General features: G+C 71.9%; 10 protein-coding genes and 1 tRNA gene. 6 read left to right on the forward strand and 5 right to left on the reverse strand.

What is annotated here, in order from left to right; all coding sequences use genetic code 11:
- Window positions 1-232: 232 nt before the first annotated feature.
- The gene (locus J5Y04_RS20570) at window positions 233-1,084 is read right to left on the reverse strand and encodes a mycofactocin-coupled SDR family oxidoreductase (protein ID WP_209413545.1); all 852 of its coding nucleotides are present in this window, start codon (window positions 1,082-1,084) and stop codon (window positions 233-235) included.
- Between the two features lie 165 nt (window positions 1,085-1,249).
- Between J5Y04_RS20570 and J5Y04_RS20575 the strand changes: the two genes are divergently transcribed.
- Entirely contained in the window at window positions 1,250-2,299 is a 1,050-nt protein-coding gene (locus tag J5Y04_RS20575; RefSeq protein ID WP_209413546.1) for an acyl-CoA desaturase, read from the forward strand.
- Window positions 2,300-2,576: 277 nt separating this feature from the next.
- Window positions 2,577-2,834 carry a hypothetical protein gene (locus J5Y04_RS20580; RefSeq protein WP_209413547.1) on the forward strand — a complete coding sequence of 86 codons (258 nt, stop codon included), beginning with the start codon at window positions 2,577-2,579 and terminating at the stop codon, window positions 2,832-2,834.
- A gap of 210 nt (window positions 2,835-3,044) precedes the next feature.
- On the opposite strand, the gene J5Y04_RS20585 is transcribed toward J5Y04_RS20580, so the two are convergent.
- The gene (locus J5Y04_RS20585; RefSeq protein ID WP_148643485.1) at window positions 3,045-3,689 is read right to left on the reverse strand and encodes a response regulator transcription factor; all 645 of its coding nucleotides are present in this window, start codon (window positions 3,687-3,689) and stop codon (window positions 3,045-3,047) included.
- Window positions 3,677-4,975: a sensor domain-containing protein gene (locus J5Y04_RS20590; protein ID WP_307853214.1), complete on the reverse strand. Its 1,299-nt coding sequence runs from the start codon at window positions 4,973-4,975 to the stop codon at window positions 3,677-3,679. Before J5Y04_RS20590 ends, J5Y04_RS20585 begins: the two co-directional genes overlap by 13 nt.
- 162 nt (window positions 4,976-5,137) lie before the next feature.
- Here J5Y04_RS20590 and J5Y04_RS20595 point away from each other — a divergent pair, with 162 nt between their 5' ends.
- A complete protein-coding gene (locus tag J5Y04_RS20595; RefSeq protein ID WP_209413548.1) occupies window positions 5,138-6,202 on the forward strand; it encodes an acyl-CoA desaturase in 1,065 nt (354 codons plus the stop codon).
- 226 nt (window positions 6,203-6,428) lie between these two features.
- Here J5Y04_RS20595 and J5Y04_RS20600 read toward each other — a convergent pair.
- A tRNA-Lys gene (locus J5Y04_RS20600) sits at window positions 6,429-6,501 on the reverse strand.
- A gap of 87 nt (window positions 6,502-6,588) precedes the next feature.
- On the reverse strand, window positions 6,589-7,290 hold the full coding sequence (locus J5Y04_RS20605; RefSeq protein WP_209413549.1) for a DNA polymerase beta superfamily protein: 702 nt from the start codon (window positions 7,288-7,290) through the stop codon (window positions 6,589-6,591).
- 211 nt (window positions 7,291-7,501) lie between these two features.
- On the opposite strand from J5Y04_RS20605, the gene J5Y04_RS20610 reads away from it, so the two are divergent.
- The 3 genes from J5Y04_RS20610 to J5Y04_RS20620 all read left to right on the forward strand — a co-directional run bounded on the left by J5Y04_RS20610 (window position 7,502) and on the right by J5Y04_RS20620 (window position 10,910).
- Window positions 7,502-8,272, forward strand: a complete 771-nt coding sequence (locus tag J5Y04_RS20610) for an SDR family oxidoreductase (RefSeq protein WP_209413550.1) — start codon at window positions 7,502-7,504, stop codon at window positions 8,270-8,272.
- Window positions 8,273-8,442: 170 nt separating this feature from the next.
- The gene (locus J5Y04_RS20615) at window positions 8,443-9,171 is read left to right on the forward strand and encodes a tyrosine-protein phosphatase (RefSeq protein WP_209413551.1); all 729 of its coding nucleotides are present in this window, start codon (window positions 8,443-8,445) and stop codon (window positions 9,169-9,171) included.
- A gap of 194 nt (window positions 9,172-9,365) precedes the next feature.
- Window positions 9,366-10,910: an ATP-binding protein gene (locus tag J5Y04_RS20620; RefSeq protein ID WP_209413552.1), complete on the forward strand. Its 1,545-nt coding sequence runs from the start codon at window positions 9,366-9,368 to the stop codon at window positions 10,908-10,910.
- Window positions 10,911-10,921: the final 11 nt, after the last annotated feature.

Consider the following 10,921-nt stretch of genomic DNA (forward strand, 5'->3'; position numbering starts at 1 on the left):
ACCGGCCGTCCTCACCGACGGCCCTCCCGTCCGCCCCCTCGCGCCCTCGTCCCCTCGCTCCCGCAACGGAACCCCTCGTGCCGACAGACTCCTCCTGCCGACGGAAAGCGCGGTCCGCCCGCCGCCGCCGGGCACCCCGACCACCGTCCGACCCGGGGTCGGACCCCGGTACGGCCACCGGGGGACGGCGCCGTGCCACCCGCACCGGACGTACCGGCCGCGCCGGCCGCTGTCAGGCGCCCACGCCCGCCTTCACGATCTGTCCGCCGTCGACCTTGAGCTGGAGCCCGGTGACGTAACGGGACTCGTCGGAGAGCAGGTAGACGACCGCGTGCGAGACGTCGGACGGCTCCACGCAGCCGACCGGCAGCGCGGTGAGGCTCTCGTACACCGGGACGGCGTCCTCCGGGCCCGGCGCGTCGAGGTCCGGGCGGAACACCTGGTGCATCCGCTCGTTCAGGATCATCGGCGTGGACACCAGGGACGAGTGCACCGCGTTGATCCGGCGGCCCGACGGACCGAGCTGAACGGCGAGCGTGTTCACGTAGTCCACCAGACAGCGCTTGGCGAACATGTAGCCCGCCATCCCCGGGCCGCCCGGGTTCTCGCCCTGCCCGGGCAGCAGCCCCGCCACCGAGCCGATCACGACCACCGAGCCGCCGGCGCCGAGGTGCGGCAGCGCCGCGTGCACCGTGTTGACCGCCCCGGACAGGTCGATGTCCACGCTCTCCGTGAAGGCGTCCACCCCGCGGTCGGCGCCGATCGCGATGATGCCCGCGTTGGCGACCACCGCGTCCAGCCGGCCGAGCTGCGCCACGCCGTCGGCGAACGCCGCCCGGACCGCGGCACCGTCACGCACGTCGGCCCGGCGGGCGAAGGCCCGGCGGCCCGCCTTCTCCACCAGCCGGACCGTCTCCGCCAGGTCCTCGGGCGTCGCACCCGGATAGCCGGTGGCCGCCACGTCCGCGCAGAGGTCGACGGCGATCACGTCGGCGCCCTCCTCGGCGCAGCGCACCGCGTGACTGCGACCCTGCCCCCGGGCCGCCCCCGTGATGGCAACCACCTTGTCCTGCAAGCGACTCACGCCGACTCCTCCGCTTCGCGATCCCCCCGTTCCGCGAGCCTAGGCAGGGCCCCCCGGCCCCCCAACCCCTATTCGCGGGCGGCGCCGACAGTGGGGTCCTCCCTACCCCGAATAGGGGCGTTAACGGGATTACGGCAGCTCCGCCGGATGAGCAGACTGGCGTTCATGACGTTCGAAGCCCTGGTCACGCCAGCGTCGCCCGTGCCGGACACCCGGGAGACGGGCAGCGATTTCGCCGCCCTGTCCCGCCGGATCTCGGAGGCCGGCCTGCTGGACCGGCGACCGCTCTACTACACGGTGCGGTTCACGCTGGTGGGCCTCTCCCTCGTGGGTGGCGTCGCCGCGGTGGTCGCCCTCGGCGACTCCTGGGCGCAGCTGCTGGTCGCCGCGGCCATGTCCGTGGTCTTCGGCCAGATCGCCCTGGTGGCCCACGACCTGGCGCACAAGCAGGTCTTCACCTCCCGCCGGGCGAGCGAGGGCTGGGGCATCTTCGTCGCCGACCTCCTGCTGGGCATGAGCTACGGCTGGTGGATGAACAAGCACAACCGCCACCACGCCAACCCCAACCACGAGGAGAAGGACCCGGACGTCTCGCCCGACATCCTGGTCTGGTCGAAGCGCCAGGCCAGCGCCGCCAAGGGGCTCCCCAGGTTCGTCGGAAAGCACCAGTCGCGGCTGTTCTTCCCGCTGCTCATGCTGGAAGGCCCCAACCTCAGCTTCAACAGCTTCCGCGCCCTCAACAAGCCGACCATGAAGCGCCCCGTCGTCGAGGGCACCCTGCTCGTCGCCCACTTCGTGCTCTACCTGGGCGGGCTCTTCCTGCTCCTGCCGCCGGGCCTCGCCGTCGCCTTCATCGTCGTCCACCAGGCCCTGTTCGGCCTCTACCTCGGCAGCGTCTTCGCCCCCAACCACAAGGGCATGACGATGGTCACCAGTGAGGACCAGCTCGACTTCCTCCGCCGCCAGGTGCTGACCTCCCGCAACGTGAAGGGCGGCGCGTTCATCGACGCCCTCATGGGCGGGCTCAACTACCAGATCGAGCACCACCTCTTCCCCAGCATGCCGACCCCCGCCCTCCGCAAGGCCCAGCTCATCACCGAGCAGTACTGCGCCGAACTCGGAGTCTCCTACCACCAGACCGGGCTCATCGCGTCCCACCGGGAGGCGCTGCGCCACATGCGCGCCATCGGCGAGCCCATCCGGCTGGAGTTCTGACCGGGGCGACGCACAGAGACTCCGGCCCGGTGCCTCCGCTCATCATCCCCCGTATGAACGGAGGCGCCGGGCCGGTAACAACCCGCCCCGCTCCCCCCGCACGCCCCCGGACACCCCCGACCGGCCCCCTCCCCCCGACCTTCCCCCGCCCCCCGCACGACTTCCCCGAAGCACGAAGCCGCCGGCGCAACGCCCCCGCGCGGCCGCAGCACGGCAACGAACACGGAGAACACCGCAACGACGTTCCCAGCGATGGGCCATCGGTCAGGAGGCCGTCATGACGTCACCACACCCCCCGGCCCTGCCCGAGGACGCGTTCGTCTGGGACGCCCTCATCGGTTCCGGATTCGCCGACGCCCTCCAGGAGGGCCTCGCCCGCGCCGCCCACCGCACCCGCCTCCAGGACTTCGCCACCGATCCGCCCGCCCCCGGCGGCGGTGACGCCGGACACCGGCTCCGCGCCCGTCTCCCGGCTCCCGCCGACCAGCCCGCGCTGCGCAAGCCCCGCTCCGCAGCCGCCCGCCGGCACCACTGAACCGCCGGCCCCCTGAACCCCCACGGCCCTCTGCGGCCCCGGCCTTCCCCCCGTGAGGCCCGGGCTGCGGGGGGTCGTGGGCTGCCCCGTTGGCTCCCGGCCCTCATGGAGCCCCTCCCCCGGCCCCTCCCGTGCTCTCCCGTGCTTGTCCCCCGTGCTCGTCCCGGAACCCTGCCCCGGGACCTCTCCCGGAGTCCTCTCCCGGAGGTCTCAGAGGTTGAGGTGGGCAAGCACCGCCAGCACCCGCCGGTTGTCGTCGCCCGACTGCGCCAGCCCCAGCTTCCCGAAGATGTTGTTGGTGTGCTTGCTCACGGACTTCTCCGTGATGCAGAGCTGCCGCGCCACCGCGGCGTTGCTGCGCCCCTCCGCCATCAGCGCCAGCACCTCCCGCTCCCGCGTGGTGAGGGACTGCATCGACCCCTTCGCCGAGCTCCGCTCCAGCAGCTGGGAGATGACCGAGGTGTCCATCGCCGTCCCGCCCGCGGCCACCCGCCGCACCGCGTCGACGAACTCGCTCACCTCGAAGACCCGGTCCTTGAGCAGGTACCCGATGCCGCCCCGGTGGTCGGTGAGCAGCTCCTTGGCGTAGAGGTGCTCCACGTGCTGCGACAGGACCAGCACCGGCAGCCCGGGCAGCTCCCGGCGGGCCTCGGCCACCGCCTGCAGGCCCTCGTCCGTGAAGGTCGGCGGCAGCCGCACGTCGACCACCGCCACGTCGGGACGGTGCTCCAGCAGGGCCTGCAACAGGCCGGGGCCGTTGTCCACGGCCGCGACCACCTCGAAGTCGTTGAGGGTGAGCAGTTGGGTGATCCCCTCCCGCAGCAGCGCCAGGTCCTCGGCGATCACAACACGCATGGCAACTCCATCGTCACTGTGGTGGGGCCCCCCACCGGGCTCTCCAGGTCGAGCGTCCCGTCGAAGGGGGCGAGACGCCGGCGCAGGCCGTGCAGCCCACCGCCCTCGCGGACGGTCGCGCCCCCGCCCCCGTCGTCGCCGACGACCAGCCGCAGCCGGCCCTCGACGTAGCCGAGCCGCACCCACGCCGAGGTGGCCGCACTGTGCTTCGCCACGTTGGCGAGCGCCTCGGCGAGCGCGAAGTAGCCGGCCGACTCGACCGGCGGCTCCGGCCGCGCGGGGAGGTCGATGTCGACCCGGACGGGAATGGGCAGGTCGAGGGCGAGCGCCCGGACGGCGCCGTCGAGGCCGCGCTCGGCCAGCACCGGCGGGTGGATGCCGCGGACGAGGTTGCGGAGGTCGGCCAGGGCCTGGGCGCTGGCCTCGCGGGCGTCGCCCAGCAACCGGTACGCGGTGTCGGGGTTCTTGCGGAACATCTGCTCCGCCAGCCCGAGTTTGAGCCCGATCGCGACCAGCCGGGCCTGGGCGCCGTCGTGCAGGTCGCGCTCGATCCGCCGCAGCTCGGCGGCCTGGGCGTCCACCGCCGCGGACCGGGTCTCGGTCAGCTCCGCCACCCGGCGGGAGAGATAGGCCTTGGCCGTCGGGGAGAGCAGCTTCTGGGTGATCCGGGTGTGCACCCTCAACAGGCGTCCCGCGCACCAGAACCCGAGGTACATGATCCCCAGGCCCTGGAAGAACGAGAGCACCGCCGTCGTGGTGCTGTGCACGGGCCAGATCAGCCCGTAGCCGTAGGTGGGGTCCATCAGCGGCCAGAACAGCGGGGTGGCCACCACCCCGTGGAGCCCGTAGATCATCAGCCAGCCGGGCAGCAGCCCGAAGAGCAGCCCGACCGGGGCGTCGATTAGGAGCCAGAGCAGGTCCCGCCAGGTCGACAGGTCGGTCAGCAGCAGCCGGCAGTACCGCACGCTGCTGGGCACGTCCAGCGGTTCGAAGTCCTCCCCCTCCTGCGGCCGGTAGGGGCTGGGTATGTCCACCCCCCACCAGGAGCTGAGGAGCCGCCGGTGCAGGTCGGCCACGCCCCGGACGGCGAACAGCGCTATCGGCAGGGTGAGGACGCCGACGCCCAGCGGGAGCGCCAGGATCGAGACCACCGAGAGCGCGAGCATCGGGACGGCCCCGAGCTGGGAGAGCACGGCGACCGCCACACCGCGCCGTGCGGAGACCAGGGCCGCGCACAACCAGGGAACGAGTTCGGAGCGCAGCCACGACCGTCGGGCACTGCTCACGGGCACATCGGCTCCCCGCCCCCGTCTCGTCGGTGCACGTCTCCTGCTACGCAGCGTACTTGAGCCGAGGCGTTCCGGATGGGGGAGGGGGAGTTTTCTCCACCTTGAGAAGTGGGGTTTCACCGGTTCTCCCCGGGCGTCCCGACGACAAGACTCGTCGTCATGAGCACTGAGTCCGCGACGATGCCGGATGCCCCCGACCTCCGGCGGAACGCGCCCCGGTCCGAAACCGGCGGCAGCGATTTCGCCCAGCTGAGCCGCCGCATAGCCGCCGAGGGACTGCTCGACCGGCGCCCGGTCTACTACACCGTGCGCTTCGGCCTCGTCCTGACCGCGTTCTTCGCCGGTTGGTGGGCCCTGTTCGCCCTCGGCGACACCTGGCTGCAGCTGCTCCTCGCCGCCGCGATGTCCCTCGTGTTCGCCCAGATCGGTCTCGTCTCGCACGACCTGGCCCACCGCCAGGTGTTCAACCAGCGGCTCCACAGCGAGATCGGCGGCCGGATCGCCGCCAACCTCCTGATGGGGATGAGCTACGGCTGGTGGATGAACAAGCACACCCGCCACCACGCCAACCCCAACCACGAGGAGCGCGACCCGGACGTCGCCCCCGACATCGTGGTCTGGTCCAAGCGGCAGGCCAGCCAGGCGAGCGGGGTCGCCAGGTTCATCGGCCGGCGGCAGGCGTACCTCTTCTTCCCGCTGCTCCTGCTGGAGGGCATGAACCTCAGCTACAACAGCTTCCGCGCCCTCAACAAGCCGACCATGAAGCGCCCCGTCATCGAGGGCACCCTGCTCGTCGCCCACTTCGCGGCCTACTTCGGGCTCGTCTTCGCCGCCCTCCCGGCCGGCAAGGCGCTCGCCTTCATCGGCGTCCACCAGGCGCTGCTCGGCGTCTGCCTCGGCTGCGTCTTCGCCCCCAACCACAAGGGCATGCTGATGGTGACGCCCGAGATGAAGCTCGACTTCCTCCGCCGCCAGGTGCTGACCTCCCGGAACGTGCGGGGCGGCGTGCTCATCGACGTCCTCATGGGCGGGCTCAACTACCAGATCGAGCACCACCTCTTCCCCAACATGCCGACCCCCGCGCTCGGCCGCGCAGCGCAGATCACCAAGGAGTTCTGCGAGGAGAAGGACATCCCGTACTACGAGACCGGCATCGTCCGCTCGTACCGCGAGATCCTCACCCACCTGCACCGCACCGGCGAGCCCATCCGCGCCGCCGGCTGACAGACTCCCGGTGCGCGACCCGCCCCCGTGGTCGCGCGCCGGGCCCCCCGCCGATGCCCGAGCGGGAAGCGCAGAAGGCCCGGCCGGATCCCCCCGGCCGGGCCTTCCGGCGTGCCGGAGGTTGCCCGAACACGACATGTGCCCGAACACGACAGCACCCCGGCCGGAGAACCCGGCCGGGGTGCTGCGTCACGAACCGAGGGGGGCGTGGCCCCCTCATCCCTTGTGGGCCGCCAGGGGCTCGAACCCTGAACCTACGGATTAAAAGTCCGCAGCTCTGCCAATTGAGCTAGCGGCCCGTGGCCCGCCCGTGCGGAACCGGCCACCGCGATCCTACCCGGTGTGACCCAGAGCTCCGCCAGTGGATTGCAGGGGCGCGCCGGGTCTCAGGAGGCCCGTTCGGCGGGCGGGCGGTAGTGCGCCGCGCGGACCCGGCGGAGCCAGGCCTCGGCGGGGCGCGGGTCGGGGGCGGCGGGGAGGACACCCGGGCGGGAGAAGCGCTCGACGGCTGCCGCGAGCAGGGGTTCGGCGGTGGCGGGGCGGTCGGCGATGCGTTCGCCGAGCCGGCGGACGCGTTCGGGATCGGGGATGCGGACGACGTTCTCGCCGGTCTCGTGGAGCCGGACGCCCTGCTCGACCAGGCGGACCAGGTGGCGGGCGTGCTTGGCGGCCCGGCGGCGTGCCGCCGGGTCGGTGGTGTCACGGGTGAGCAGCTTGCGGAACTGCTGGTCCGCGTAGCCGAGATAGGAGTTGCGGACGGCCTTCGCGCTCAGGAAGGACGTCCGGATCGCGATCAGCTCCTCCCCCAGCGGGCTGCGCGTCTCGTACAGGTCGTCCGGCAGCCAGGCGAGTTCGGAGGCGGTCGGGTTGCAGCCGAGCGCGAGCCGGCACCACTTGGCGGCCTCGTGCAGCGTCACGTCGGGGTCGGTGCTGACGTGCGACTCGGCCGGGCGGTGCAGCCCGTGGAACTCCTCGGTCGGGGCGGCGAAGAGGCCGAGCCGGTCGATGTCGGAGCCGGCGTGGGCGAAGCCGTACGCGGTCGAGCCGACGACGCCCGAGAGCAGGACGGTGCCGGGTGCGGTGGTCATGGGCGGGCCTCCCTACGGCCGGATCTCGGTGCGGTCAGAGGAGTCTGCCCTGCGGGGCCGCGCCGGGCGAACGAATTCCGGCCGGGCGCCGGGCGGACGGGCTCCGGGCGGCCGGGCGCCGGGTGGACGGGCTCCGGCCGTCCGCCGGGGCCCGCTGTGCGCGGCGGCCTCCGGAGGCTTACCCGCCCGGCCCGCGGGTACCGTTCGGACCATGACCGACCCGGCCGCCACCGACCGCCCCGAAGTCGTCCTCGTCACCGGCGGGGGGCGCGGCATCGGCGCCGCCACCGCCCTGCTGGCCGGGCGGCGCGGCTACCGCGTCTGCGTCAACTACCGTGCCGACGAGACCGCGGCGGCCGCCGTGGTCGCGGCGATCCGGGACGCCGGCGGCACGGCCGTCGCCGTCCGGGCGGACGTCACCCGCACCGCCGAGGTGGAGCGGCTGTTCGCCACCGTGGACGCCGAACTCGGCCCGCTCACCGCCCTGGTGAACAACGCGGGCACCCTGGAGCGGCAGTGCCGGCTGGAGGAGATCGACGAGGACCGGCTGAACCGGATCTGGGCCTCCAACATCACCTCCGCCTTCCTCTGCGCCGCCCAGGCCGTCCGGCGGATGTCCACCCGGTACGGCGGGGCGGGCGGGGCCATCGTCAACGTCTCCTCCGCCGCCTCCCGGCTCGGCTCGCCGAACGAGTACGTCGACTACGCGGCTGCCAAGGGCGCCGTCGACTCGATGACCCGCGGGCTGGCCCTGGAGGTCGCCGCCGAGGGGATCCGGGTCAACGCCGTCCGCCCCGGCCTGATCCACACCGGCATCCACGCCCTCGGCGGCGAGCCCGGCCGGGTCGACCGGGTCGCCCCCGACCTGCCGATGCGCCGCGGCGGCCGGCCGGAGGAGGTCGCCGAGTCGATCCTCTTCCTCCTCTCCCCGGCCTCCTCCTACATGACGGGCGCCTTCCTCGACATCGCCGGCGGCCGCTGACCCGCTCCCGCCGTCCGGTCCCGCCTCCCGCTCCGCCTGCCTGCCCCCGCCCCCTCTGCCTCCCCGCTTTCTGCTTCCCCCTCCGGTCCCCGTCCCGTCCCCCTCCCTTCCTTCCCCCTACCTTTTCCCTTCCTTCCCCCGGCAGGCCGTTTGTCCGTACGGTGGAACCCATGACCGACGACCTGCCGGACCGTGAACCCGACCTGCCGTCCGCCTTCCTCGACATCCCCGGTGTGCGCAACTTCCGTGACGCCGGCGGTGTCGGCGCCCTGCGCAAGGGCGTGCTCTACCGCTCCGGGTCCTTCCACAACCTCGCCCCGGAGGGCGCCCAGCGCCTCAAGGCGCTCGGCCTGCGCACGGTGATCGACCTGCGCAGCCCCGTCGAGCTGGAGGTCTGGCCGGACCTGCGCCACGGCCTCGACCACGAGACGCTGAACCTCCCCACCCTCCCGGCCAACCGCGAGGACACCGACCGCCCCTGGCCCGAGGACCAGGAGACGCTCTACCCCTTCATGGCCGAGACCGCCGGCCCGTCCCTGGTCGCCGCCATCCGCAGGCTCGGCGCCCCGGGCGGCGTCCCGGCCGTCGTCCACTGCGCCGTCGGCAAGGACCGCACCGGCCTGACCATCGCCGTCGTGCAGTCCCTCCTGGGCGCCTCCGACGCCGACATCACCGCCGACTTCCTGCTCTCCAACGCCGGCCTCGGCCTCCTCGACGGCCCCACCCCCTACCTCGACGAGACCGGCACCGAGCGCGTCTCCCGCCCCATCTCCGCGCCGCTCCTCGCCTCCTCCCTCGCCTGGATCCGCACCCACCACGGCTCCGTCCCCGCCTACCTCCGCTCCCACGGCACCACCGAGGCCGACCTCACCGCCCTCCGCGCCAACCTCTCCGCCTGACCCGTTCCCCGGCCCACCGGCGGCCGGGCCGGCCCGCGCCGGCCCGCCGCTGTACACCGTCAGGTCGGCAGTTCCATCACGATCAGATACCCGATGCCTGCCCCCGCCCGATCGCAGCATCCGAGCCCACTACGGTCATCACTAGTTTGATCAGATGGCCGGATCAGCCGGTCGCTTGGATTTGCGGGCAGGAAATGAGCAACAACTCAGACGACTGGAAGTTCGACGTCCCCACCAGCGGCAGTAAGCGCCTGCCGCCAGATCCGCGGTACGTGGAGGCGCTGAGCAGCCAAGGCTACGGATTCGAGATCGCCGTGGCGGACCTGGTCGACAACTCGATCGACGCCGGTGCCCGCGATGTCGTGATTCATTTCCTGCGCGACGCCGACCAGCTTGTCAGCCTGCTGATCGTGGACGACGGACACGGCATGGACGATGCCGCGCTGGACACCGCCATGACCGTGGGCGGCCGGCGGGAGTACGAGGACTCCGCTCTCGGCATGTTCGGAACGGGCCTGAAGGCAGCCTCGCTCTCACTGGCCGAATCCCTCACCGTCATCTCCAAGACCAAGCGCACCCGCGCCGCCGGGCGCCGGCTGGTCGGCGTCGGCTTCCAGACGGACTTCCAGTGTGGCGTCGTCGATGCCGAATACTGCCAGTCCCTCATGGACCGCTACTACGAGAAGCCCATTACCTGGCACGGCACCGTGGTCCGCTGGGACGGAGTGAAGGACTTCCCGAAGCACGGCGGCAGCGGCCAGACGGACCGCTACCTCACCAAGGTCATCAACCGGCTTGGCTTGCACCTCGGCCTGCACCTGCACCGTTTCCTGGAGCGGGACGACTTCAATATCACCATTGCCGTCGAGGATGTCCGCACACGCATGGTCTATCTGAACTACGGGGTCGAGCCGCTCAACCCCTTCGGGTATCCGGTCTCGGGGGCGCCGGGCTATCCGCGCGAGTTCGAGGCAGACCTGGACACCCTTGGCACGGTCAAGGTCGTGGGCCACATCTGGCCGCCAAAGTCCAGCCTGGACGAGTACCGGGCCGTCGGGTCCGTGCAGGACCGGCAGGGGTTCTACTTCTACCGCAACGACCGGCTCGTACAGGCAGGCGGCTGGAACGGCTACCGCCAGGCCGAAGCCCATCTGTCGCTCGCCCGTGTTGCGGTCGACCTGCCGCCTTCCACGGGGGACGTCTTCCGTCTGACGGTGAAGAAATCCGGGGTCGACACGTCACCGGCTTTCCCCGCGGCACTGGAGCAGGCCACCGATTCCACCGGCCGTTCGTTCCGCTCGTACGTGGAGGACGCCGACCAGGTCTACCGCACGGCCCGAAAGCGCACAGCGACCGCACGCAAGGCCGTCATCCCGCCCGGGCGGGGGCTCGCGCCCGAGGTCCGGCGCGTCATCGAGGACGAACTTCCCGTGCTGCCCGGTGAAGAGCCCATTGCCATCCTCTGGGGCCGGCTCGCCCCCGATCAGTTCTTCGAGCTGGACCGTGAGGAGCGGACCATCGTCCTCAACCAGCACTACCGGGCGGCCCTTCTCGGCGGCCGCCGAGGCGGCCTCAACGACGTGCCGATGGCCAAATCGCTGGTGTACCTGCTCCTGCACCAGGTGTTCGAGAAGGAGTACAGCGGATCCCGGGAGAAGGACAACCTCCTTCTCTGGCAGAACATCCTGGTCGCTGCCGCACGCAATGAGCAGGACCGCCTCGACCGCAACGAGCACTGATTCAGATCCAT

Origin of the sequence: Kitasatospora sp. RG8, from assembly GCF_017813315.1 — a bacterium.
GTDB lineage: Bacteria > Actinomycetota > Actinomycetes > Streptomycetales > Streptomycetaceae > Kitasatospora.

Coding starts and splice junctions, on each gene's coding strand:
- J5Y04_RS20615 (WP_209413551.1), top strand. CDS start 8,443: ATGACCGACGACCTGCCGGACCGTGAACCCGACCTGCCGTCCGCCTTC.
- J5Y04_RS20610 (WP_209413550.1), top strand. CDS start 7,502: ATGACCGACCCGGCCGCCACCGACCGCCCCGAAGTCGTCCTCGTCACC.
- J5Y04_RS20595 (WP_209413548.1), top strand. CDS start 5,138: ATGAGCACTGAGTCCGCGACGATGCCGGATGCCCCCGACCTCCGGCGG.
- J5Y04_RS20605 (WP_209413549.1), bottom strand. CDS start 7,290: ATGACCACCGCACCCGGCACCGTCCTGCTCTCGGGCGTCGTCGGCTCG.
- J5Y04_RS20585 (WP_148643485.1), bottom strand. CDS start 3,689: ATGCGTGTTGTGATCGCCGAGGACCTGGCGCTGCTGCGGGAGGGGATC.
- J5Y04_RS20620 (WP_209413552.1), top strand. CDS start 9,366: ATGAGCAACAACTCAGACGACTGGAAGTTCGACGTCCCCACCAGCGGC.
- J5Y04_RS20580 (WP_209413547.1), top strand. CDS start 2,577: ATGACGTCACCACACCCCCCGGCCCTGCCCGAGGACGCGTTCGTCTGG.
- J5Y04_RS20575 (WP_209413546.1), top strand. CDS start 1,250: ATGACGTTCGAAGCCCTGGTCACGCCAGCGTCGCCCGTGCCGGACACC.